We start from the raw sequence: 22153 nt of genomic DNA, 5'->3' as shown, positions 1-22153 counted from the left end.
ACCTCCCGCAGAACAAAAGCGGAAAGTGTAACCCATGTGTCCGGTACGTTTTGTCACCTATGTCTCGGGCCGCTCAGGCGAAATCCGAGATCTGTGCGTTCCTTCGCCTGACAGGCGACGGTGGCCTCATGCCGCTCCGAATCCGGTTGGCGGATCACGAGGGAACCTGATTCAGCACAAATCAGCTTCGCCTGTGAAACCAAGAACGAGATTCTCCGCTCAGTGGGCGGAGACCCAGGCCCTCGCGTCGCGCTGCGCGGCCGAGATGTCGGCGTCCGACATCTGCCCGGCGACTTCCTGGCGCAGCGTCACGGCGTCCTTGCGGCCCTTGAGCGCGGCGAGGTTGAACCATTTGTGCGCGGCGACGAGATCGACCAGACCGGAACGACCGCTCGCCCAATAGAGGCCGCGCTCGAACAGCACGTCAGACAGCGCGCCTGCGTCGATCGGCGTCGCGGTCTCCAGATCGAAAGTACCCTGAAACATAACGCATCCCCTTTTTTTATGCCGTCTCGTCCCCCGAGCGCGGCTCCCGTCCAATCAACTGTTCAACTCATCCCCGAGGCTTCTTGCCCGTGCCGTTTGCCGGCTTGTTGGAGGTAATTATGGCGGGCAAATTTGAATGGCAGTTTAAGTATCGCGATGAAGCAGACGTAAACGCGCCAGCGCCAGGCGCGCACGATAAATGCAAGAAGTCCCTGTTTTGCAGGCACTTCTGCAATTCGTCAGATTCGGTTTACCTTGGGATTTTGGGAGAACGATAACCATCGCGCGCGGTGACTGGCGTCCGGGCGATGAGACCGCGAATGAGAAGCGGCGCGCGAGCAGCGTGCAATTGCGCCACAGCCTCCCTGCTCGAGCAAGACGCGCCTATGAAGAAACATATGGCTGGGAAGCTCGACTGCGGCCATCGTTTGAGACGCCCGCCTGCGGCGGACCCTCAGGATGAGGGATGAGTATGCGGCAGCATGTCAACGCAGACGGATGCGCTGCCAAGCCTCATCCTGAGGAGGCCGCGAAGCGGGCGTCTCGAAGGACGAAGCGCTCGCTCAGGCGTCGCTGAGACCTCATATGCGAGAGCCCCGACTGCGCAACGGCAGAACGGCCACGCCGCGGTCAGATCAACAATGTCGGGATAAGGGAATGCCGGCAATACCCCGGCCTCATGAGAACGAGGGCGTCGGCGAACACGTCAGGACCAGATTCCACGTTGACCCGAAGGCCACCTGTGAAATTGCGGAGCCCTTACGGAGAACCGCACCGAACGAAGAAAACCCGTTTCTTCTGCCGGACCGGGCTTAGCGAGCGAACCCGCGAAGAGAACGATCCGACCGTTGACCTGATGTCTCGCCGACACCCTCTATCGTCGACCAGAACCTTTTGAGAGGCGCTGATGACGTGCCGGCTCTCTAGGAGCCGGCAACTTCAAAAAGCGAAGTTACTTCTTCTTGGCGACCTTGCGGGTCTTCTTCGCAGTCTTCTTCACTGCGCTCTTCGCCTTCTTCGCCTTCTTTGCCTTCTTAGCTTTCTTGGCCATGTTGCCCTCCGATGTGTGAGATGGCTTAATCGCTGCATGCAGTCGGGGATCGAGTGCACACTCATCCCGAATACACCAACACAACGAAAAAAACAGCGTCTCGCTTAAAGAAGTGTTGACGGCGAAACGCGCCTGCGCTGGCGAACGCGATGCAAACGGACTGCATGAGGTGCGCTCGCGATCGCAGAGAGTGCCGGCGGCATCGACCTTTGCAAAAGATGCGACTGCAGAAAAACACTATGCAGCAAGTATTTTCTTGCACGCGTGCATCGCGCGCGATCGCTGCAATGATGCATCCTGCCGATCACACGAACGCCTCGCGAAGGCGCTTCGCGGACTCTGAGTCGCGACTTTTGGCAACGAAAATATTTTCATGATTAACGGCGCGAGCGCTCGTCGGAGCGTGTGCAAGTCGCCGTTTTGCGCGAATCGCGTGACGGCGATTCGGTCGGCGTATCGCGTTCGATCGGGATGAAGTTCGTCGCCGAGGACGCGCGCGAGCGTCGCATCGCGAACCGAAAGCGAGGTGACGACGCCTGTCCGTCACCTCGTTCGAACGTGCGAGATCAGATGCCGAGCTTGGACTTGAGCAGCTCGTTGACGCTCTGCGGGTTGGCCTTGCCGCCGGATGCCTTCATCACCTGGCCGACGAACCAGCCGAGCGACTGCGGCTTGTCCTTGACCTGCGCCGCCTTGTCGGGATTGGCCGCGATGATGTCGTCGACAACCTTTTCGATCGCCGAAAGATCCGTGACCTGCTTCATGCCGCGGCTTTCGACCAGCGCGCGGGGATCGCCGCCCTCCTGCCAGACGATCTCGAACAGATCCTTGGCGATCTTGCCGGAGATCGTGCCCTCGCCGATCAGGTCGATGATGCCTGAGAGCTGTGCGGCATCGACCGGAGAGTCCGTAATATCCCGGCCTTCCTTGTTGAGACGACCGAACAGCTCGTTGATGACCCAGTTCGCTGCGACCTTGCCGTCGCGCGCGCGGTTGGCGAGCTTCTCCAGCACGGTCTCGTAGAACACCGCGCTCTCGCGCTCGGCGACCAGCACGCTGGCGTCGTAGGCCGACAGGCCGAAATCCGCGACGAAGCGCGTCTTCTTCTGGTCCGGCAGCTCGGGCAGCTCAGCCTTCAGTTGGTCGACGAAACTTTGCGAGAACTCCAGCGGCAGCAGGTCGGGATCGGGGAAGTAGCGATAGTCGTGCGCCTCTTCCTTGGACCGCATCGACCGCGTCTCGCCCTTGTTGGGGTCGTAGAGCCGGGTCTCCTGGTCGATCGCGCCGCCGTCTTCGAGGATTTCGATCTGGCGCCGGGCCTCGTACTCGATCGCCTGGCCGATAAAATTGATCGAGTTCATGTTCTTGATCTCGCAGCGGGTGCCGAGCGGCGCGCCCGGCTTGCGCACGGAGACGTTGACGTCGGCGCGCAAGGATCCCTTCTCCATGTCGCCGTCGCAGGTGCCAAGATAGCGCAGGATCGAGCGCAGCTTGGTCACATAGGCCTTGGCCTGCTCGGCATCGCGGATGTCGGGTTTCGAGACGATCTCCATCAGCGCCACGCCGCAGCGGTTGAGGTCGACATAGGACATGGTCGGCGACTGATCGTGCAGCAACTTGCCTGCGTCCTGTTCCAGATGCAGCCGCTCGATGCCGATCGTGGCCGTCTTGCCGCCGTCCAGTTCGACCACGACCTCGCCCTCGCCCACGATCGGCGACTTGTACTGGCTGATCTGGTAGCCCTGCGGCGAATCCGGATAGAAATAGTTCTTGCGGTCGAACACCGAGCGCAGATTGATCTGCGCGTTCAGCCCGAGCCCGGTCCGGACAGCCTGTCTGACGCATTCCTCGTTGATGACGGGCAGCATGCCCGGCATCGCCGCGTCGACCAGCGAGACATGCGTGTTCGGCTCGCCGCCGAACGCGGTCGAGGCACCGGAGAACAGCTTCGCGTTCGACGTCACCTGAGCGTGGACCTCCAGGCCGATGACCATCTCCCAGTCACCGGTGGCGCCTTTGAGAAGTTTGTGCGTGGCCGTGCTCATGTCTTGCTCCCGAGCAGCGTGGCAGCGATCCGATCCCACTCTGCTTGTAATGAATCCGTTGCCACGGGCTGGCCAGCCTGGCGGTACCAATAGCCGGCATTGCCGAGGTCGCCCTCGACCCGGTGCAGATAGGCGTGCACCCAGGCGGCCTCGCGGCTGCTCTCGTCCTGGACGATTCTGTGCGCCTGGTCCCAGTCACCCTTGGCGGCCCACCACAGTGCAGCGAGCGGCGCGCTGAGATCCGGCGGCGGCGCGGCGCCGTCAAGGCTGGCGATATACGCCGCCACGCTCACCACCATTTCGCCGGCGTGAAGCGGCCGGCGGCCTGCTCGATCACCTCGCCGAGCGAGAACAGCGTCTCCTCGTCGAAGGGACGGCCGATCAACTGCAGGCCGAGCGGCAGGCCCTGCGCGTCCTTGCCGGCGGGCAGGGCGATGCCCGGCAGGCCCGCCATGTTCACGGTCACGGTGAAGATGTCGTTGAGGTACATCTCGACGGGGTCCGCGCCGCCCTTCTCGCCAATGCCGAAGGCCGCCGACGGCGTCGCCGGCGTCAGGATCGCGTCGACGCCCTTGGCGAAGCAATCCTCAAAGTCCTTCTTGATCAGCGTGCGCACCTTCTGCGCGCGCAAATAATAGGCGTCGTAATAGCCGGCCGAGAGCACATAGGTGCCGATCATGACGCGGCGCTTCACCTCGGCGCCAAAACCTTCTGCGCGGGTGTTCTCGTAGAGCTCGTTGATGTTCCGGCCCTGCTCGCGCAGGCCGTAGCGCACGCCGTCGTAGCGCGCGAGGTTGGAGGACGCCTCCGCCGGCGCCACGATGTAATAGGCCGGCAACGCGTATTTGGTGTGCGGCAGTGACACTTCGACGAGTTCGGCGCCGGCTGCTTTCAGCCAGGCCGCGCCCGCTTCCCAAAGCTTTTCGATCTCGGCCGGCATGCCGTCGAGACGGTATTCCTTGGGAATGCCGATCTTCATGCCCTTTACGGACTTGCCGATCGCGGCCTCGTAGTCCGGCACGGCGATGTCGACCGAGGTCGTGTCCTTCGGATCGTGGCCGGCCATCGAGCGCAGCAGCATCGCGGCATCGCGCGTGCTGCGCGCGATCGGACCGGCCTGGTCGAGCGAGGAGGCAAAGGCGACGATGCCCCAGCGCGAGCAGCGGCCATAGGTCGGCTTGATGCCGACGGTCGCGGTGAACGCCGCCGGCTGACGGATCGAACCGCCGGTGTCGGTCGCGGTCGCGCCCATGCAGAGCAGAGCTGCCACGGCGGAGGCCGAGCCGCCGGACGAGCCGCCCGGCACCAGCGTCGTGTTGGAGCCATCACGACGCCAGGGATTTCCGACCGGGCCGAAGCACGAGGTCTCGTTCGACGAGCCCATCGCGAACTCGTCATTGTTGAGCTTGCCCAGCATCACCGCGCCGTCGCGCCAGAGCTGCGAAGTGATGGTGGACTCGTAAGTCGGCACGAAATTGCCGAGGATTTTCGAGCACGCCGTGGTGCGCACGCCCTTGGTCGCGAACAGGTCCTTGATGCCGAGCGGAATGCCGGCGAGCGGCCCCGCATCGCCCTTCCCGATCCTGGCGTCCGCTTCGCGCGCCATCGTCCGCGCCTGGTCCGGCGTCTCCATGACGAAAGCATTGAGCACGCGCGCGGCTTCGATCGCGTTCAGATGCGCGTCGGTCAGCTCGAGGGACGTGAAAGTCTTGGCCGCGAGGCCCTTGCGGGCCTCGGCGAGCGTCAGCGATGTCAAATCGGTCATTTATTGATCGGGCTGCAGAAGAACGGAGACAGGGACTTGTCGTTGGCCGGGTCGTCTTTCTTGGCGGCCGCTTTCGCAGCCGCCTCGATCTCGTCGAGCACGGCATTGACCGCGACGTTGGGATCGGCGGCCTTGCCCTGCCGCTCCATTTTGTCGAGATAGTTCATGTAGGCCTGATAGGCCTTCTCATCGTCGCAAAGCATGCACATCGGACTTCGTCCTGAGACTCTTTTGACGCGTTTTCTTTACGCGAACCGGCTTCCACTTCGCTCGAAAACGCTACGTAAATTACTCAACAACCTTCGGCACCAGGAAGAAGTGACCTTCGGTCGCGGGCGCGTTGGCAACGATGTCGTCGGCGATCTCGCCATCATCGACGACGTCCTGCCGCTTCTTCATCTGCATCGGGGTGACCGAGGTCATGGGCTCCACACCCTCGACATTGACCTCCGAGAGCTGCTCGACAAAGGCGAGCATGGCGTTGAGCTCGCCCTGCAGATGCGGAACCTCGCCCTCGGAAACCGCAATGCGCGCCAGATGCGCGATGCGGCGGACGGTAGCGGCGTCGACGGACATTATATAAGGCCTCTCACGGCAAAACCTATGTGCCGTATAGCAGAGGCCGCTTTTGCGCCGCAACCGGCGCCGGGAGCTATCCGGCCAGCGCCTTCATCCGGGCAAGCGCCGATTTGGCGAGATCCCGGGTCAATTCGGCTGCCGGGACCTCGCGGCCTAGGGCGATGGCCTGCCCGGCCCAGAGATTGGTGAAATCCACCCTGCCCTGCTTTTCGGCCGCGGCCTTGAGCGGTCCCAGCGCCGTTGCGGCGTGGGGAAATGGCGGCGCGTCCGGCGAAATCGGGCCGGCCTCGCGCATCAGGCGGTTCTGGACGCCGCGCGCCGGCCGCCCGGTCATGACATTGGTGATGACGGTGGAATCATCCCGCCCCCCGGCGAGCGCCGCACGGGCCGCCGTACTGACCTTGGATTCCGGACAGCGCAGATAAGCACTCCCGATCTGCACGCCGGCCGCGCCGAGCGCGAAGGCGGCTGCGATACCGCGGCCATCCGCAACGCCGCCGGCCGCAATCACCGGGACCTTCACGGCGTCGACCACCTGCGGCACCAGCGCAAAGGTGCCGGGCTGTTCCGAGATCTTGTCGGTCAGAAACATGCCGCGATGGCCGCCGGCCTCCGCGCCCTGCGCGATCACCGCGTCAGCGCCGTGCTGCTCGAGCCAGATTGCTTCCCTCACCGTGGTCGCCGAGGAGATGACGAGACATCCGGCCGCCTTGACCCGCTTGAGCAGCGCGGCCTCCGGCAGGCCGAAATGGAAGCTGACGATCTCCGGCTTCAGCTCCTCCACGACCTCGCAGAAGCCGGCGTCGAACGGCGCGCGGTTCGCGGCATTGATGGGTGCGGCGGGATCGAGGCCATGCTCATTGTAGTAGCCCGCGAGGCGCTGCTTCCAGCGCGCCTCCGCCTCGGCCGTGAGCTCGACCGGTGTGTGGCAGAAGAAATTCATGTTCACCGGCGCGGAGACGCGCTGCCGGATGATGTTGACCTGCTCGCGTGCCTTCTCCGGCGACAGCATCGCGCTCGGCAGCGAGCCGAGCCCCCCGCCTTGCGCAACGGCAATCACCAGCTCCGCGTCCATCACGCCAGCCATCGGCGCCAGCACGATCGGGAATTCGGTCTTGAAGAGGTCAATCAGTCGACGGTTCGGCCACATGGTTGTTCTCTCGTGTTCGCTCTTCCCCTCTCCCCTTGTGGGAGAGGGTGGATCGCCGCGCAGCGGCGAGACGGGTGAGGGGTTTGTATCCGCGGAGACAGACCCCTCATCCGGCGCGGATTGCATCCGTGCCACCTTCTCCCACAAGGGGAGAAGGAAAAGAAATATTGGAATTACGCCGGCCGGTTAGCAGTTGCTCGGCCTCGGTCGCAATACGTTCGACGATTTCGGCGGCGGACGGAATATCATGGATCAGGCCGACCGCCTCGCCCGCGATCACCGCAGCGATGTCGAAATTCCCGGCTGCCTTCGCAGCCGCATAGTCGGCCCCGACTGCGGCGACATTCTGCATCAGCTCGACCTCGCGGCCGATCCAGCGTCTGGCGTGATCGTTGACTAGGCACCGGCCGGTAAACGGCGCGGGCCAGACATTGTTGCGGGAGAGATCGAAAATGATGCCGCGCACCGTTGCGCCACTATCTGCCGCGCAGATACGCCGCTTGGCCTCTTCCGCACCATCGGCCTCCTGGCTCGCGTAGAAGCGCGTGCCGAGCAGCACGCCGCCCGCACCGAGCATCATCATGGCCGCAAGTCCCCGCCCATCGGCAATACCGCCGGCCGCCACCACCGGCACACGACCCGCGGCAAGATCGACGATTGCCGGCACGAGATCGATCGTGGTGCGCGAGGCGCCGTGACCGCCGGCCTCTGTCCCCTGCGCGATCAGGACATCGGCGCCCGCATCGAGCGCTTGCCGCGCCATCGTCTCGTCCTGCACCTGGCAGATCAGGCGGGCCCCGGCGCATTTGATGCTGGCTGCGAAGGGTGCGGGATCGCCGAACGACAACATGATCGCGGATGGGTTTGCGGCGAGTGCGATGTCGAGAAGTTCGGGCCGCTTGGCGAGGCTCCAAGTTATAAAGCCGATCCCGAACGGCGCTTTCATGCCGGCGAGCTTGGCAATCTCCTGCTGCAGCCAAATCCTCTCGCCGTAGCCGCCGCCCAGGATGCCGAAGCCCCCGGCACGGCTCACCGCCGCCACGAGGCGGCTGCCTGCTACCACGTCCATCGGCGCCAGCAGGATCGGATGCTCAATCTCCAATAGCGTGGTCAGCGACGTCGCGATCGGCATGGCTCCCTCCCTGGTCTGGACAGCGAGACTAGGCGCGAATACCATTCTCTAAAATTGAATTCTAGCGAACGCTGCCATCTCAAAAGAGAAACGATGCCATGGAACTCAGCGACATCCAGACCTTCGCCGCAGTCGCCCGTACCGGGGGCATCACCCGCGCGGCCGAAGAGCTCAACACGGTGCAGTCGAACGTCACCCAGCGCGTGAAGGCGCTGGAGGCGGAGATTGGCACGCCGCTGTTCGAACGCCATAGCCGCGGCATGACCCTGACCGGCGCGGGCAAGCGCCTTTTGCCCTACGCGCAACGGATGTCCGCATTAGCGCGCGAGGCCGTACTCGCGGCTTGCGACGACGGCGAGCCCAAGGGACCGCTCGCGATTGGCTCGATGGAAACGACCGCGGCGGTGCGGCTGCCGCCGCTGCTGGCCGATTTTCATCACCGCTTTCCCGCCGTCCGGCTGAGCCTGCGCACCGCGCCCACCGCCGACCTCGTCGCTTGCGTGCTCGAAGGCACGCTCGACGGCGCCTTCGTCGCAGGTCCGATCGCGCATGCCGATCTCATCGCGACAAGCGCGTTCCGCGAAGAGCTGGTGCTGGTCAGCGCGCGGCGCTGGGCCACACTCGCCGAGCTGCGCGCCGGCACGCCGGAATCCGGTCCGACCGCGCTGGCGTTCCGCACCGGCTGCACCTACCGGCAGCGGCTGGAACAGATCTTTGTCGAGTTCGGCTGGCCCTCAGCCGCACGCTTCGAGCTCGGCACGCTCGACGGCATGATCGGCTGTGTCGCCGCCGACATGGGCGTAACGCTGCTGCCGCGCGCCGTGGTCGAACGCAGTGCGATCAACGGCAGCGTGTCGATGCACGCGCTGAGCCATTCGCACGCGCAGGTCGAGACGCTCTTCATCCAACGTCGTGCCGGACATCAAACCAGTGCGCTGAACGGATTTGCCGCCTGCCTGAAGCAAGACGACGATGTCATCGCGGCCTGAGATGCCAGCGCGTTCCACCGCGCGAAATTCGCTGTCACAAATCTGTCGTACTTGATTTAATCGACGCTGCACTTGGCGAGCACTGCGTTCAGCCGCCGCAGCATGGCACCGCGAAAAGTTTTTGAAGCGCACGGCTTTTCTACGTTAGGATGAGCGACTGGCCAGCGCGAAATCATAACGAAGCCAAACATCGGCAAAAACATCGGGAGGACTATCGATGCGCAATACGCTCGTGTTGTGCTGTGTCGCCGCGTTGTCTGCGACGATCGAAACAGCAAGCGCTCAAGACTGGACCAAATCGAAATGGGGACCGAACGACGAGATTGGTGCGGCCAACTACATGACGCCCGAACTCGTGCTGAAGGCTGCATCTCTGGTGAAGACCGGAAAGACCTACGCACTCGGCATTCCCGTTACACCACAAACGCCCGCCTATCCGCCGCGCGCATTCAAGCTCACCATCGTGCAACCCGGACAGGCCGGCATCCCGGGTTTGGGCCCGAACAAGGCCACCTACAATGACGACATCCTCGACACCTGGGTCGGCATCGGCAGCCAGATCGACGGCCTTGGCCATCTCGGCGTCGAGCACGTCTATTACAACGGCAACAAGCTCGCCGACTTCGCCGACCCGAACGGGTTGAAGAAGCTCGGGATCGAGAAGGTCCCGCCGATCGTGACCCGCGGCGTGCTGCTCGACATGGCGGCCTATTACAACACCGATATCGTGAAGGAAGGCACCGCCTTCAACGTCAAGGAGATCGACGAGGTCGCCAAGAAGCAGGGCGTTGAGATCCGCCAGGGCGACGTCGTCATCTTCCACACCGGCTGGCTCAGCCTGATCGGCAAGGACGACAAGCGCTATTCGGCCGGCGAGCCCGGTCTCGGCGTCGAAGGCGCAAAATACCTGACCAGCAAGGGCGTCGTCGCCATCGGTGCCGACAACTGGGCGCTCGAGGTGCTGCCGTTCGAGTCCAAGAACGTATTCGAGGTGCACCAGATCCTGCTCGCGATGAACGGGACCTACATCCTCGAGAACATGGATACGGCCGCGCTCGCCCGGGACAAGGGCTATGAATTCCTGTTTGTGCTCGGCCAGCCGCGCTGGACCGGCGGCGTGCAGGCGATGATCAACCCGATCGCGATCCGCTGATCCGATACCGGGCGAGGACCCTGCCGTCCGCAGGCGCCCTCGCCCGGCCTATCTCTCCGACTTGAGATGCCAGCGCCGCAACGCAACCAAAGCCCAGATCGCCTCGACCACGCCGAACGGCCAGGCGCCTTGCAGGAAGCCGTAAGCCGAACCGAGCACGCAGGCCATGCGAACAGCAGCACGAACCAGTGGCTGCGGTCTTCCAGGGCGTAAGTGACCAGCATGGCTGTCACGGCGACCAAGCCGAATAATGTCAGCGCATCCATAGTTACAGGTTCACTCCGCAGCGCGACGCGTGATATGCGCTAATCCCATGCCGGCTCTTATCTTGCCTCTCGTCGATGCTGCAACCCACTGGCCCGAACGCGGCGGGTTGGTCGGGCTCGATCTGGGCACCAAGACCATCGGCGTTGCCGTGTCCAATCCGGATCGCCGGTTAGCGACCGGCGTCGAGACCATCCAGCGCAAGGCGTTCAAGCAGGATGCCGCCCGGCTGCTCGCGATTGCCAGTGAACGCAAGGCCGTCGGCTTCGTGCTCGGCCTGCCCATCAACATGGATGGCAGCGAAGGCCCGCGCGCCCAATCCACCCGGGCGTTTGCCCGCAACCTCGCCGGCCTGACCGCGCTGCCCATCGGCCTCTGGGACGAGCGTCTGTCGACCGCCGCGGTCGAGCGCGAATTGATCGGCATGGACGTCAGCCGCGCCAAGCGCGCCGAAGTGATCGACGAGCACGCGGCGATCTTCATCCTGCAAGGCGCGCTCGACCGCCTCGCCAATCTGCGCGCAGCCCCGGGGCCCGGCTGATCCATGGCCGTCGTGATCGCGGCGCTCCTCCCCGTCTTCATCCTCATCGTGCTCGGCGTGGTGCTGAAGCGCACGCTGATGCGGCTCGAGACGCAATGGAACGGGCTGGAGCGGCTGACCTATTTCGTGCTGTTTCCGATGCTGCTGATCCAGACGCTGGTGAAGGCCGACCTGTCCAGGGTGCCGGTCGCAGGCGTCGGCGGCGCGTTGCTGCTGTCTGCGCTCGCGATGTCGCTGCTCTGCCTCACGCTCCGCCCGGTTCTCGCGCGGCTCGATATCGACGGTCCCGCCTTCTCCTCGATCTTCCAGGGCGCGATCCGCTGGCAGACCTATGTGGCGCTGTCCGTCTCCGCCAACATGTTCGGCGAGGTCGGGCTGGCGCTCGCCTCCGTCGCGATGGTGGCGATCATTCCGCTGGTCAACGTCCTCAGCGTGGCGGTGCTCGCGCACTACGCCGCGCCCGAGAAGCAATCCGCGCGCGCGATCGTCATGACGGTTGTCCGCAATCCCCTGATCTGGGCCTGCGTGATCGGTCTCGTCATCAATGTCGTCCACCTGCCGCTGCCCAGGATCTGGCATGAGGTGGCAGACGCACTCGGCCGCTCCTCCCTCGCCATCGGCCTGCTCGTCACCGGCGCCGGCCTGCATCTTGAAGGCCTGCTGCGCCCCAGCGCAGGCGCCGCTATCGGCGTGGTGTTCAAGCTGGTGCTGATGCCGATGGTTGCGCTGGTGCTCGCCGTCTGGTTCGGACTGTCCGGCGACAGCCTCGCGATCGTCGCGATCTGCGCCGCGGTGCCGACCTCGACCAGCGCCTATGTGCTGGCCCGCCAGATGGGCGGCGATGCCCCGCTGCTGGCGCAGATCATCACGCTGCAGACGATTTTGGCGGCGATCACGATGCCGATCGCGATCGCGCTGGTGGCCTAACTCCCCAGCCACATCGTCAGCACCACCGCCGTCAGATTGTTCAGCGCGTGCAGGACGATCGTGAGCCAGAGCGAGCTGCTGCGGTAGCGCATGTAGCCGAACCAGAGGCCGATGGAGAAGACCTCGGCGAGGAAGTACAGGTCGTATTGCAGGTGCACGACCGTCCACAGCAGCGACGACAGGATGATGGCGCCGGGCACGCGCAGGAAGCTCGCCGACCAGCCGCGATAGAGGAAGCCGCGCGCCAAAACCTCTTCCGACATCGGCGCTGCCACGCTGAAGGCGAACAGCAGGAAGAAGGCTGCGCCCTTGTCGCGACCGGATTTCAACAGATCGGTCATGAAGCCCGGCGTGGCCTCGCGGCCGAGGCTCCGCGACATCGTCTCCCAGGCGACCACGATCAGGATCAGCCCGACGGCGCCGAACAGGAGTTGCTTCCAGGACGGCCAGCGCAGCGCAAGATAGTCGACGAAGGAGGCCTTCTTGATGCGGATGGCAAGCCACACCGCGGCCAGTGTCGCCGGCAGGCCCATGATCACCGACAGCGCGAGCGTCTGCGGCTCGCCGCCGACGAGCTGAAGCGAGGCGAGGTCCATCGGTAGGCCACGCTGCACCGCCAGCAGAAGGATGGCGCCGATCTGCCCGACGAACATTGCAGCGAAAATGACGACGCCCCATATCGCCGTGCCCCAGAATTTCCAGACGCGCGTCGCCTCGTGCGCTGGCGTCACGGTCAGCGGCGGATGATCGGGATTGAGCGAGTCCATCAAGGCGCTTTCATTGGGGAGCATTCCGGGCGGGTCGGTTGCGATCTACTTCGTCCGCGACGGAATCGGGAAATCATAGGCCGCCCCGCCCGCCCCCGGCAGGGAAAAGTGCCACCACTCCTTCGCATAGTTCACAAAGCCTTGCCTCGCCATCGCAGCCACGAGCCGCTTGCGCCAGGCGCGCTGGTCCGGACTGATCGACGGTGCGGCGGTGTGCCCTTTCGCGTCGGTGCAGTCGTAACCGGTGCCCATGTCGACGCTGCCCTCGGGCGGGCGCGCCTCGACCGGCGCCGTGCAATCTGCGTAGGCCTTTGACGGGTCGTATTTGCCTGAATTGTCCGCCTTGAGATCGACCAGCGTGAGATCGAGCGCCGCGCCCGTCGAATGCTGCGAGCGGCTTGCGATGTAGCCGAGCCGGAACAGCTCGGTCTTGGGAATTTTGGGATTGTAGCGCCGCTCGGCGGCCGTCTCGTGGCCGTTCTGCGACCACCTGACCATGTCGAGCGAGGCCCGCGCCGGCCGGTAGCAGTCGAACATTTTCAGCGAGAGATTTTGCGCCGCCAGTTCCTGCTGCACCGCCTTCAGCCGCAGCCCAACCTCCCGCTTCACCACGCACTCGCCGGCGCCGTAGCCGGCGAGCGGACGGCCGACGAAATTGTTCGAGGTGGCGTAGCGGATGTCCTGGATGATGCCGGGGTCGATGTCGCGCAAATAGACGAAACCGCCCGGGAGCGATTGGGCGTGGGCTGACGACACTATGGTTATCGCTATGGCCGCAATTAGAAGTGATCTCACAATATCCCTCCGCATCGTCATGGCCGGGCTTGTCCCGGCCATCCACGCCCTTTTTGCGCCGAGCGTGCAAGATCGTGGATGCCCGGGACAAGCCCGGGCATGACGGAGGAAGGAGCACTACCGGGGGATAACTCCCCGCCCGGGCTTTGGCCCTTGCCCCCCCGGCCATCCCCGCCTATAGCTCTCGCTTTAATGACATCGAAATCGACCTTCGTCCTCGGCCACCGGCATTTGCTGGGCATCGAGGGCCTTTCCGCGGCCGACATCACCGGCCTCCTCGACCTGTCCGAAGAATATGTCGAGCTCAACCGCCAGGTTGACAAGAAGCGCACCGTCCTGCGTGGACGGACGCAGGTAAACCTCTTCTTCGAGGCTTCCACCCGGACCCAATCCTCGTTCGAGCTCGCCGGCAAACGGCTGGGCGCCGACGTCATGAACATGTCGGTGTCCTCCTCGTCCATCAAAAAGGGCGAGACGCTGGTCGACACCGCCATGACGCTCAACGCCATGCACCCGGATATCCTGGTGGTGCGCCATCACGCCTCCGGCGCAGTGGAACTGCTGGCCCGCAAGGTCGACGGTTCCGTGATCAATGCCGGCGACGGCGCGCATGAGCATCCGACACAAGCCCTGCTCGACGCGCTCACCATCCGCCGCAACAAGGGCCGGCTCGAGGGCCTGGTGGTCGCGATCTGCGGCGACGTGCTGCATTCGCGCGTCGCCCGCTCCAACATCATCCTGCTCAACGCGATGGGCGCCCGCGTCCGCGTCGTCGGCCCCTCCACGCTGCTGCCGCCCGGCATCGAGCGGATGGGCGTCGAGGTCGCGCGCGACATGCGCGAGGGGCTCAACGGCGCCGATATCGTCATGATGCTGCGGCTCCAGCGCGAGCGCATGAACGGCTCCTTCGTGCCGTCGACCTCCGAGTACTTCCATTATTTCGGGCTGGACCAGAAGAAGCTCGCCTACGCCAAGCCAGACGCCCTCGTCATGCATCCCGGCCCCATGAACCGCGGCGTCGAGATCGACACTGCGGTCGCTGACGGCGCGCAGTCCCTGATCCGCGAACAGGTGGAAATGGGCGTGGCCGTGCGCATGGCGGTGCTGGAAGCGCTCGCCCGCAACCTGCCGAACGCGTGATGCTCATGTTGACCGACCGCCGACCCATCCTGCTTGCCAACGCCCGCGTCGTCGACCCCTCCCGGGATTTCGATGGCCCCGGCGATGTCCTGATTGCCGACGGCATCATCCGGGAGACCCGCCGCGGCATTGGCGCTGCCGGCGTCCCTGAGGGCACCGACGTTGTCAACTGCGCCGGCAAGATCGTCGCACCCGGCCTGATCGACATGCGCGCCTTCGTCGGCGAGCCCGGCTTCAGCCATCGCGAGACTTTTGCGTCCGCGAGCCAGGCGGCTGCGACCGGCGGCATCACCACCATCATCTGCCAGCCCGATACCTTGCCGGTGATCGACAACTCGGCGACCGTCGACTTCGTGATGCGTCGCGCCCGTGACACCGCGATCGTCAACATCCAGCCGATGGCGGCGCTCACCAAAGGCATGCACGGCGAGGAGATGACCGAGTTCGGTCTGCTCAAGGCGGCCGGCGCGATCGCCTTCAGCGACTGCGACAAAAGCGTGATCAACGCGCAGGTGATGCGCCGCGCCTTGACCTACGCGCGCGATTTCGACGCGCTGATCGTGCACTACACCGAGGATCGCGATCTCGTCGGCGAAGGCGTGATGAACGAGGGCGAATTCGCCTCGCGGCTCGGCCTGATGGGCATCCCGAACGCGGCGGAGGCCGTGATGCTGGAGCGCGACATGCGCCTGGTCGCGCTCACTGGCGGCCGCTATCACGCGGCCTCGCTGACCTGCATCGAGTCGCTCGACGTGCTCAAGCGCGCCCGCGACGCCGGCCTCGCGGTGACCGCCTCGGCCTCGATCAACCACCTTGCGCTCAACGAGAACGACATCGGCCCTTACCGTTCGTTCCTGAAGCTGTCGCCGCCGCTGCGCACCGAGGACGACCGCCGCGCGCTGGTTGCCGCCGTCGCCTCCGGCCTCGTCGACGTCATCATGTCCGACCACAACCCGCAGGACGTCGAGGTCAAGCGCCTGCCTTTCGCGGAAGCGGCCCCCGGCGCCATCGGGCTGGAGACCATGCTCCCGGCGGGCCTTCGCCTCGTGCACAATGACGAGCTGGACCTCAAGACGCTGATCCGCGCGATGTCGACGCGGCCGGCCGAGATTTTGGGGTTGCCTGGCGGAACCCTGCGCACAGGTGCCCCGGCCGACGTCATCGTGATCGACCCCGATGTGCCCTGGGTGGTCGATCCCGCCGACCTCAAATCGCCCTGCAAGAACACGCCGTTCGACGAGGCCCGCTTTACAGGCCGCGTGGTGCGCACCATTGTCGGCGGACGGACCGTATACGAGCATGTCTGACGTGCGGAGCTGCAGCCAGGGAATGTGCAGACAGGGAATTTGCAGACATGGCGCTTGAATTGTTCCTGCCGGTGGCTTTTGTCATCGGATACCTGCTCGGCTCGATTCCGTTCGGACTGATCCTGACGAAACTCGGCGGCACGCAGGACATCCGCTCGATCGGCTCCGGCAGCATCGGCGCCACCAACGTGCTGCGCACCGGACGCAAGGGCCTTGCCGCCGCGACCTTGCTGTTCGACGCGCTCAAGGGCACCGTGGCGGTGGTGATCGCCGGCTACATCGCCGGTCCCAATGCCGCGATGCTGGCCGGGCTCGGTGCCTTCCTCGGCCATCTCTTCCCGGTCTGGCTCAAATTCAAAGGCGGCAAGGGTGTCGCCGTCTATATCGGCATCATGCTCGGGCTGTTCTGGCCAGCGGCGGTAGTGTTCTGCCTGCTCTGGTTGGCGACCGCCTTCACCGCCCGCTATTCCTCGCTCTCGGCCCTGGTGGCCTCGTTCATCACCCCGCTGTTCCTGCTGTGGTTCGGCCAACCCGCACTCGCTGCACTGGCGGCAGTGCTGACGCTGCTGCTGTTCTATGCTCATCGCGAGAACATCAAGCGGCTGCAATCGGGCAAGGAAAGCCGGATCGGCGAGAAGGCATAAGCCGGGAATCCACGGATACCGCGGCACCCCTTCTGCATTATATTGCAAATGGTGTTCGCAACTTGCAGCCGAATCACGGCTGTATGGACGAACGGGTTCCAGGCCTTGGCCCTGATCATGGGCATGGCTCTACGCGGTGCTCAGAATGAGCGAGAAGATTGTCAGCGCGCATGTTGAAGGTGGCTTGCAGGGCACTGCGGCAAGCCGGATGCTCTTGACCACGGATATCTGGTCCGATGCGCCCTCGCCGTTTCCTGCTCCCAAGCCTGTGCGCGTTTCGCCACCAGCGCCGCAGCCTGCTCGCATCGCGCAAGCTCCTCTGACAGTTGAGGCCGTGATCGCTGCGGCACCAGTTGCACCCGCGCGGCTCCGCGCCAACCCATGGCCGCCGCAAAAACTGTCGCTGGCACTTCAGGGCGGCGGCACCTTCGCCGCTTTCACCTGGGGCGTGCTGGAGCGGCTGCTGGAAGAGCCATCCATTGCGATCGACACCATCAGCGGCGCCAGTGCCGGCGCCATCAACGCGCTGCTGCTCGCTTCCGGCTTCGCCGAGGGCGGCCGCGAAGGTGCCCGCGCGCGGCTAAACCGATTCTGGATCCGGCTGATGCACGAGGCCTCGTTCCGATCGCTGATGCTGATCGGCGGCTTCTCGCCGGCGGGAAGCTCGGTCGCGTTCGGTCCGACGCTGCGCTCCGGCCAGTTCGATCCGTTCGATCTCGATCCGCTGCGGCAGGCGCTGTCGCGCGACATCAACTTTTCCGCCTTGCGCGACCCGCGCTGCCCGAAGCTTCTGATCGCGGCGACCCGGATCCGCGACGGGCAGCAGCAGATTTTTCGCAACGACGTGATCACCGCCGACGTCGCGCTGGCCTCGACCTGTCCGCCGCTGGTTCATTGCGCGGTGGAGATCGACGGCGAGGCTTATTGGGACGGTGGCCTCGGTGGCAATCCGCCCCTGCTGCGGCTGGTGCAGGACACGACGAGCACCGAAATCCTGCTGGTCCAGGTCACGCCGGCGCGCGACAGCTACGTGCCGATCACGCTCGCCGCGATCGACCGCAGGCTGGATCAAATCGCGGCCAACGCCGCCCTCAATGCCGAGATCGCGGCGGTGGAATGGGCGCAATCGCAGGCCGCATCGTCGTTGCGGCTCTCCAGGATCGCCGCGGAAGATTTCGTCGACGGTCTGGCGCAGCGCTCCTCCACAGATCTCGGCCGCGGCTTCATTCGCGCGCTGCACCGCAGTGGCCGCGAGGCAGCCGGGCGCTGGCTCAAGCAAGGTACGGATTACAGCGCAGCGCCGGCCGCATCGGGCCAGCGCATCGTCGCTCTCGAACCTGCGCTAGCCTGATTTCGCCAGCGCCTGCTCCAGGAACCACGCCGTCGCCAGCGCATGCGCGTCGTTGCCGAAGCGCGCGATCACCTGCACGCCGATCGGCAGGCCATTGGCCTTGAGCACCGGCACGTTGACGCAAGGATTGCCCATCAGCGTCCAGAGCCTGTTGTAGCGGGGGTCGCCGGTGCTCGCGAGCTCCTTGGCCGGCGGCGCGCCCGGCGCCGAATAGGTCAGCAGCACGTCGAACCCCTCGAACAATTCGCCGAGTTCGCGACGGCCACGACGGCTGATCCGGCGTGCGTCGTCGTAGTCCTTGGGTGTGAGACCGACCGTCGCATCGAGACTGGCGCGCAGCATCGGCGCGATCTCGTCGTGGCGTTCGGAAAATTCCCAGGCGAGCGCGCGATGCGCCTCGAAGTCCTGAATGATCGGGTGGATGCGCCAGGCCTCCTGCACCGCCTCCGGCAGATCGATAGTCTTCACGCTGGCGCCAGCCTTCTCGGCGGCCTTGATCGCCGCTTGCAGCCCCTCTTCGGCGGCCGGCTCCACAGCACCGGCAAACTCCTGCCTGACCACGCCGATGCGCGGCGCCTTCGCCGGCACGATGCCGGCGAATTCGCTGCGGCCGGTCATCGCCAGCAATCCGCGCGCGAGGTCCTCCGCGCGCGCGCCGAACAGGCCGACCGTATCGAGCGCCCACGAATAGCATTTGACGCCGACCGTCGGCAGCATCCGGAACGACGGCTTGATCGCGGCGGTCCCGCAATAGGCCGCGGGCCGGATCACCGAGCCGCCGGTCTGCGTGCCCAGCGCCAGCGGGATCATGCCGGCACCGACGGCCGCGGCCGAGCCCGAGGACGAGCCGCCCGGCGTATGGCCGAGGTTATGCGGATTGAGCGTCGGGGTCGGATCGCGTGAGGCGAACGCCGTGGTCGTGGTCTTGCCGATGATGGTGGCGCCCGCCCGCTTCAGCATCATCACCACTGGCGCATCCGCGCGCGGCTGCCAGCCGCGATAGATCTCCGATCCCATCTCGGTCGGCATATTGGCGGTATCGATGATGTCCTTGATCCCGACCGCGATGCCACGCAGCGGCCCGGCGCCTTGCGCCTTTGCGGAGGTGTCGTGACGGACGAAGGCGTGGACGTCCTTCTCCCGCGCCTCGATGGCCGCGTGCGATTGCGTGATGGCGGCCTCGGGCGAAAGCTCGCCCGCTTCGATGCGGCGCTGGAGGTCGGCGAGTGAGATCATGGCAAAACCCTTGGTATGGGCCTTGCTTTTAGCATCGCAAGGTGGTTGCGCAAGCAGACCTGAGCGCACCACTCATGCCTTCTGACTCGACCTGGTCATTGACCTGGTTGGACCAATGTCGACAAATGCGGCTTCTCCGCCGGAGTAACAGCGATCAAACATGGCATGAAACGACGCGCATTCATCTCTCTCTCTGGCGGGGCATTGGCCTGGGCCACGGCGGCGCACGCTCAGCAAGGCAAGCGCATCCCGCGGGTCGGCCTTTTCCTGCCCCCGCCGCGAAATTCGGAGGTCGACGCGTTCCTCGTTGCGCTTCGCGGTCTCGGTTGGGTTGAGGGCGAGAACGTTCGCGTTGAATATCGCGACGCGGACGGCGACGACAGCCGGCTTCCTGCGCTGGCCGCTGAACTGGTCGCGCTCGGCGTCGATGTTCTCGTGACAGCCACATTTCCAGGGATTCTGGCCGCGCACCGTGCGACGACCACAGTTCCGACCGTGATGATCGTGGGCCCCGATCTGGTGACCTTGGGCCTGGCGGCCAGCATGGCTCATCCCGGTGGTAACACGACGGGACAAACCTTTTTCCTCACAGAATTAGCTGCCAAGCGGTTAGAGGTGCTTGCGAGCATAGCTCCTTCGATGACCCGCGTAGGGGTGCTCATGCAACGAGGCAATCCCCTGAATAACGGCACAATCAGTGCCATGGCGACCGCCGCGTCGGCAATGAAGGTAGAGTTGCGACCGATCGAGGTTGGCATCCCCGGCGACCTCGACGACGCATTGGCCATCGTCGGCGCCACCGCTATGGACGGTCTCGTGGTCACCGACGCCAATGCGTTTGTCACCAACTCGTCATTGGTCGCCGCGATTGTCGACAAGTGCCACGTGCCATCGATTGCCGCACCCGTCGTCGCGTCCCGGGCGGGCGCGCTGCTAGGGTACGGGGTGGACTTCACCGCCATGTTTCGCGGTGCCGCTGTTTTCGTCGACAAGATATTGAAGGGCGCCAACCCGGCTAACATCCCGATTGAGCAGCCGACCCTGTTTAGGACGGTCATCAACCTGAAGACCGCCAGGACGCTGGGCCTCGAGATACCGCAGTCGTTGCAGGTGCGCGCGGACGAGGTCATCGAATAGCAGTGCCGACTTCTCCTCCTCCGTCCGTGATTGGGACGATAGAAACAAGCACGCCGCTGTTGCCCACGCCCTCAGGTTGTTCCATGCTGCGCCTGCAAGGGGAGCCGCCGTGGACGCCATCAATCGAAGCGTGGAGCTGACAGAGGCCGAGCGGGTCGACCGCTTGCGGCTAATTCGTTCCGACAATGTCGGGCCGCGCACGTTCCGCTCGCTGGTCGATCATTTCGGCACGGCGCGCGCGGCGCTGGAGCGGCTGCCGGATCTCGCACGTCGCGGCGGTGCGCAGCGATCGGCGCGCATCTGTAGCGCCGACGAGGCGAAGGCCGAGCTCGCCGCGAGCCGCAAGCTCGGAATTGCCTGGCTCGCGCCCGGCGAGGACGGTTATCCGGCGCGGCTGGCAACGCTCGACGATGCGCCGCCGCTGCTCGCCGTGCGCGGCGACACTGCCACGCTGATGCGGCCGATGATCGCGATCGTCGGCTCGCGCAACGCCTCCGGTGCGGGCTTGAAATTCGCCGGTCAGCTCGCCCGCGAGCTCGGCGAAGCCGGCTTTGTCGTCATCTCCGGCCTCGCCCGCGGCGTCGACCAGGCCGCGCACCGCGCCAGTGTCGAGAGCGGCACCATCGCCGTGCTCGCCGGCGGCCATGACTGCATCTATCCGCCCGAGCACGGTGATCTGCTGGCCGCGATCCTCGACCGCAAGGGTGCCGCGATCTCCGAGATGCCGCTCGGCCACGAGCCGCGCGCTCGCGACTTCCCTCGCCGCAACCGGCTGATCTCGGGCGCGGCGCTCGGCGTGGTCGTGGTGGAGGCGGCGCATCGCTCGGGCTCGCTGATCACCGCGCGCATGGCCGCCGAACAGGGCCGCGAGGTGTTCGCGGTGCCGGGCTCGCCGCTCGATCCGCGCGCCGCCGGCACCAACGATCTGATCAAGCAGGGCGCGACGCTCGTCACCGAAGCCGCCGACGTCGTCAACGCGGTCGCACCGATCATGGAGCGGCCACTGATGCGCACCGCGCGCGAGCCCGACAGCGAGCCGTTCGAAAGCGATCCGCAAGGACACGACCGCGATCAGATCACCGGCCTGCTCGGCCCCGCCCCTGTCACGATCGACGATCTCGTGCGGATGTCCGGCGCCTCGCCTGCCATCGTGCGCACCGTGCTCCTGGAGCTCGAGCTCGCCGGCCGGCTCGAACGCCACGGCGGTGGCTTGGTCTCGCTGCTTTAAGGAGTGTTCCGCTCGTCGAAGCGCGTGCGCGCCGAGGCGATCTGCTGCTGATGCGTGATCGCCCATTCGCCGAGTGCCTTCACCGGCTGTTGCAGTCCGCGGCCGAGATCGGTCAGCTCGTAGTCCACCCGCGGCGGAATGGTCGGGAAGATCGTGCGTGTGACCAGGCCGTCACGTTCGAGCCCGCGTAGCGTCAAGGTCAGCATCCGCTGCGAAATGCCGTTGATCATGCGCTTGAGCTCGTTGAAGCGCTTGGGCCCGTCGCTCAGCATCATGATCACGAACACGCTCCATTTGTCGCCGACGCGCGCGAGGATGGAAGCGACGCCACGGCAGTCCGCGTGGTCGCGATCCGGCATCGGCGTGGCAGGCAGATCGATGTGCGCAGGTTTCAAGGATGTGCCCATGGCTCAAAAAGGTGCGTTCTTGCGGGGATTTCGATAGTCACTCATGTAGCTCTGGTTAC

The 22153-nt window shown here is 65.1% G+C and carries 22 protein-coding genes and 1 pseudogene; 10 read left to right on the top strand and 13 right to left on the bottom strand.

Annotated elements, in window-relative coordinates; all coding sequences use genetic code 11:
* Positions 1–219: 219 nt before the first annotated feature.
* From AC0L20_RS37035 to AC0L20_RS37000, 8 genes are all read right to left on the bottom strand, one after another.
* Complete coding sequence (locus AC0L20_RS37035) at positions 220–486, bottom strand: hypothetical protein (protein ID WP_275167891.1); 267 nt, start codon at positions 484–486, stop codon at positions 220–222.
* Positions 487–2103: 1617 nt separating this feature from the next.
* The gene (gatB, locus tag AC0L20_RS37030; protein ID WP_473295269.1) at positions 2104–3582 is read right to left on the bottom strand and encodes an Asp-tRNA(Asn)/Glu-tRNA(Gln) amidotransferase subunit GatB; all 1479 of its coding nucleotides are present in this window, start codon (positions 3580–3582) and stop codon (positions 2104–2106) included.
* On the bottom strand, positions 3579–3881 hold the full coding sequence (locus AC0L20_RS37025; protein ID WP_473295268.1) for a hypothetical protein: 303 nt from the start codon (positions 3879–3881) through the stop codon (positions 3579–3581). Before AC0L20_RS37025 ends, gatB begins: the two co-directional genes overlap by 4 nt.
* Positions 3872–5347, bottom strand: coding sequence for an Asp-tRNA(Asn)/Glu-tRNA(Gln) amidotransferase subunit GatA (gene gatA / locus AC0L20_RS37020; RefSeq protein WP_473295267.1), 1476 nt, complete (start codon positions 5345–5347; stop codon positions 3872–3874). Before gatA ends, AC0L20_RS37025 begins: the two co-directional genes overlap by 10 nt.
* The gene (locus AC0L20_RS37015; RefSeq protein WP_007611210.1) at positions 5344–5556 is read right to left on the bottom strand and encodes a hypothetical protein; all 213 of its coding nucleotides are present in this window, start codon (positions 5554–5556) and stop codon (positions 5344–5346) included. The genes gatA and AC0L20_RS37015 overlap by 4 nt, the downstream gene beginning before the upstream one ends.
* 79 nt (positions 5557–5635) lie before the next feature.
* Positions 5636–5923, bottom strand: a complete 288-nt coding sequence (gene gatC, locus AC0L20_RS37010) for an Asp-tRNA(Asn)/Glu-tRNA(Gln) amidotransferase subunit GatC (RefSeq protein ID WP_028143922.1) — start codon at positions 5921–5923, stop codon at positions 5636–5638.
* Positions 5924–5999: 76 nt separating this feature from the next.
* Positions 6000–7076 carry an NAD(P)H-dependent flavin oxidoreductase gene (locus AC0L20_RS37005; protein WP_473295266.1) on the bottom strand — a complete coding sequence of 359 codons (1077 nt, stop codon included), beginning with the start codon at positions 7074–7076 and terminating at the stop codon, positions 6000–6002.
* 106 nt (positions 7077–7182) lie between these two features.
* Complete coding sequence (locus tag AC0L20_RS37000; RefSeq protein ID WP_473295265.1) at positions 7183–8208, bottom strand: NAD(P)H-dependent flavin oxidoreductase; 1026 nt, start codon at positions 8206–8208, stop codon at positions 7183–7185.
* Between the two features lie 98 nt (positions 8209–8306).
* Between AC0L20_RS37000 and AC0L20_RS36995 the strand changes: the two genes are divergently transcribed.
* Positions 8307–9197: a LysR family transcriptional regulator gene (locus tag AC0L20_RS36995; RefSeq protein ID WP_473295264.1), complete on the top strand. Its 891-nt coding sequence runs from the start codon at positions 8307–8309 to the stop codon at positions 9195–9197.
* Between the two features lie 217 nt (positions 9198–9414).
* Positions 9415–10350 carry a cyclase family protein gene (locus AC0L20_RS36990; protein WP_473295263.1) on the top strand — a complete coding sequence of 312 codons (936 nt, stop codon included), beginning with the start codon at positions 9415–9417 and terminating at the stop codon, positions 10348–10350.
* 48 nt (positions 10351–10398) lie between these two features.
* On the opposite strand, the pseudogene AC0L20_RS36985 reads toward AC0L20_RS36990, so the two are convergent.
* Positions 10399–10616: pseudogene (locus AC0L20_RS36985) on the bottom strand (hypothetical protein).
* 47 nt (positions 10617–10663) lie between these two features.
* On the opposite strand from AC0L20_RS36985, the gene ruvX reads away from it, so the two are divergent.
* On the top strand, positions 10664–11155 hold the full coding sequence (gene ruvX, locus AC0L20_RS36980) for a Holliday junction resolvase RuvX (protein ID WP_027567307.1): 492 nt from the start codon (positions 10664–10666) through the stop codon (positions 11153–11155).
* A gap of 3 nt (positions 11156–11158) precedes the next feature.
* Positions 11159–12082 carry an AEC family transporter gene (locus AC0L20_RS36975; RefSeq protein WP_473295262.1) on the top strand — a complete coding sequence of 308 codons (924 nt, stop codon included), beginning with the start codon at positions 11159–11161 and terminating at the stop codon, positions 12080–12082.
* Here AC0L20_RS36975 and AC0L20_RS36970 read toward each other — a convergent pair.
* Together AC0L20_RS36970 and AC0L20_RS36965 are read right to left on the bottom strand one after the other, a co-directional pair.
* The gene (locus AC0L20_RS36970) at positions 12079–12849 is read right to left on the bottom strand and encodes a lysostaphin resistance A-like protein (RefSeq protein ID WP_473295271.1); all 771 of its coding nucleotides are present in this window, start codon (positions 12847–12849) and stop codon (positions 12079–12081) included. The two genes, AC0L20_RS36975 and AC0L20_RS36970, sit on opposite strands and share 4 nt — an antisense overlap.
* A gap of 45 nt (positions 12850–12894) precedes the next feature.
* Entirely contained in the window at positions 12895–13659 is a 765-nt protein-coding gene (locus AC0L20_RS36965) for a M15 family metallopeptidase (protein WP_473295270.1), read from the bottom strand.
* 177 nt (positions 13660–13836) lie between these two features.
* Between AC0L20_RS36965 and AC0L20_RS36960 the strand changes: the two genes are divergently transcribed.
* The 4 genes from AC0L20_RS36960 to AC0L20_RS36945 all read left to right on the top strand — a co-directional run bounded on the left by AC0L20_RS36960 (position 13837) and on the right by AC0L20_RS36945 (position 18086).
* Positions 13837–14784, top strand: a complete 948-nt coding sequence (locus AC0L20_RS36960; protein ID WP_007603315.1) for an aspartate carbamoyltransferase catalytic subunit — start codon at positions 13837–13839, stop codon at positions 14782–14784.
* Positions 14785–14789: 5 nt separating this feature from the next.
* Positions 14790–16091 carry a dihydroorotase gene (locus AC0L20_RS36955; protein WP_247362754.1) on the top strand — a complete coding sequence of 434 codons (1302 nt, stop codon included), beginning with the start codon at positions 14790–14792 and terminating at the stop codon, positions 16089–16091.
* Positions 16092–16138: 47 nt separating this feature from the next.
* On the top strand, positions 16139–16735 hold the full coding sequence (gene plsY, locus AC0L20_RS36950; protein WP_027518383.1) for a glycerol-3-phosphate 1-O-acyltransferase PlsY: 597 nt from the start codon (positions 16139–16141) through the stop codon (positions 16733–16735).
* Positions 16736–16880: 145 nt separating this feature from the next.
* Positions 16881–18086 carry a patatin-like phospholipase family protein gene (locus AC0L20_RS36945; protein WP_473295261.1) on the top strand — a complete coding sequence of 402 codons (1206 nt, stop codon included), beginning with the start codon at positions 16881–16883 and terminating at the stop codon, positions 18084–18086.
* Here AC0L20_RS36945 and AC0L20_RS36940 read toward each other — a convergent pair.
* On the bottom strand, positions 18078–19322 hold the full coding sequence (locus AC0L20_RS36940) for an amidase (RefSeq protein ID WP_473295260.1): 1245 nt from the start codon (positions 19320–19322) through the stop codon (positions 18078–18080). The two genes, AC0L20_RS36945 and AC0L20_RS36940, sit on opposite strands and share 9 nt — an antisense overlap.
* Positions 19323–19487: 165 nt before the next feature.
* Here AC0L20_RS36940 and AC0L20_RS36935 point away from each other — a divergent pair, with 165 nt between their 5' ends.
* Entirely contained in the window at positions 19488–20459 is a 972-nt protein-coding gene (locus AC0L20_RS36935; protein WP_473295259.1) for an ABC transporter substrate-binding protein, read from the top strand.
* Positions 20460–20568: 109 nt separating this feature from the next.
* Positions 20569–21687, top strand: a complete 1119-nt coding sequence (dprA, locus tag AC0L20_RS36930; RefSeq protein WP_473295258.1) for a DNA-processing protein DprA — start codon at positions 20569–20571, stop codon at positions 21685–21687.
* Here the strand turns inward: dprA and AC0L20_RS36925 are convergent.
* Entirely contained in the window at positions 21684–22094 is a 411-nt protein-coding gene (locus AC0L20_RS36925) for a winged helix-turn-helix transcriptional regulator (RefSeq protein ID WP_473295257.1), read from the bottom strand. The genes dprA and AC0L20_RS36925 overlap by 4 nt on opposite strands.
* Positions 22095–22153 lie beyond the last annotated feature (59 nt).

The sequence above is a fragment of the Bradyrhizobium sp. Kon58 genome (assembly GCF_055807455.1).
Note: the sequence above shows the minus strand (reverse complement) of the source record. Positions and strands in the feature narration are given on the sequence as shown.

Bases quoted from the DNA above. Each gene is read 5' to 3' on its own strand.
- plsY (WP_027518383.1), top strand. From the start codon at position 16,139: ATGGCGCTTGAATTGTTCCTGCCGGTGGCTTTTGTCATCGGATACCTG.
- AC0L20_RS36990 (WP_473295263.1), top strand. From the start codon at position 9,415: ATGCGCAATACGCTCGTGTTGTGCTGTGTCGCCGCGTTGTCTGCGACG.
- AC0L20_RS36935 (WP_473295259.1), top strand. From the start codon at position 19,488: ATGAAACGACGCGCATTCATCTCTCTCTCTGGCGGGGCATTGGCCTGG.
- AC0L20_RS36975 (WP_473295262.1), top strand. From the start codon at position 11,159: ATGGCCGTCGTGATCGCGGCGCTCCTCCCCGTCTTCATCCTCATCGTG.
- AC0L20_RS36940 (WP_473295260.1), bottom strand. From the start codon at position 19,322: ATGATCTCACTCGCCGACCTCCAGCGCCGCATCGAAGCGGGCGAGCTT.
- AC0L20_RS36960 (WP_007603315.1), top strand. From the start codon at position 13,837: ATGACATCGAAATCGACCTTCGTCCTCGGCCACCGGCATTTGCTGGGC.
- AC0L20_RS37000 (WP_473295265.1), bottom strand. From the start codon at position 8,208: ATGCCGATCGCGACGTCGCTGACCACGCTATTGGAGATTGAGCATCCG.
- AC0L20_RS36970 (WP_473295271.1), bottom strand. From the start codon at position 12,849: ATGGACTCGCTCAATCCCGATCATCCGCCGCTGACCGTGACGCCAGCG.
- AC0L20_RS37035 (WP_275167891.1), bottom strand. From the start codon at position 486: ATGTTTCAGGGTACTTTCGATCTGGAGACCGCGACGCCGATCGACGCA.
- AC0L20_RS36995 (WP_473295264.1), top strand. From the start codon at position 8,307: ATGGAACTCAGCGACATCCAGACCTTCGCCGCAGTCGCCCGTACCGGG.
- gatA (WP_473295267.1), bottom strand. From the start codon at position 5,347: ATGACCGATTTGACATCGCTGACGCTCGCCGAGGCCCGCAAGGGCCTC.
- AC0L20_RS36925 (WP_473295257.1), bottom strand. From the start codon at position 22,094: ATGGGCACATCCTTGAAACCTGCGCACATCGATCTGCCTGCCACGCCG.
- ruvX (WP_027567307.1), top strand. From the start codon at position 10,664: ATGCCGGCTCTTATCTTGCCTCTCGTCGATGCTGCAACCCACTGGCCC.
- AC0L20_RS36955 (WP_247362754.1), top strand. From the start codon at position 14,790: ATGTTGACCGACCGCCGACCCATCCTGCTTGCCAACGCCCGCGTCGTC.
- AC0L20_RS36945 (WP_473295261.1), top strand. From the start codon at position 16,881: ATGAGCGAGAAGATTGTCAGCGCGCATGTTGAAGGTGGCTTGCAGGGC.
- AC0L20_RS37005 (WP_473295266.1), bottom strand. From the start codon at position 7,076: ATGTGGCCGAACCGTCGACTGATTGACCTCTTCAAGACCGAATTCCCG.
- gatB (WP_473295269.1), bottom strand. From the start codon at position 3,582: ATGAGCACGGCCACGCACAAACTTCTCAAAGGCGCCACCGGTGACTGG.
- gatC (WP_028143922.1), bottom strand. From the start codon at position 5,923: ATGTCCGTCGACGCCGCTACCGTCCGCCGCATCGCGCATCTGGCGCGC.
- AC0L20_RS36965 (WP_473295270.1), bottom strand. From the start codon at position 13,659: ATGCGGAGGGATATTGTGAGATCACTTCTAATTGCGGCCATAGCGATA.
- AC0L20_RS37025 (WP_473295268.1), bottom strand. From the start codon at position 3,881: ATGGTGGTGAGCGTGGCGGCGTATATCGCCAGCCTTGACGGCGCCGCG.
- AC0L20_RS37015 (WP_007611210.1), bottom strand. From the start codon at position 5,556: ATGTGCATGCTTTGCGACGATGAGAAGGCCTATCAGGCCTACATGAAC.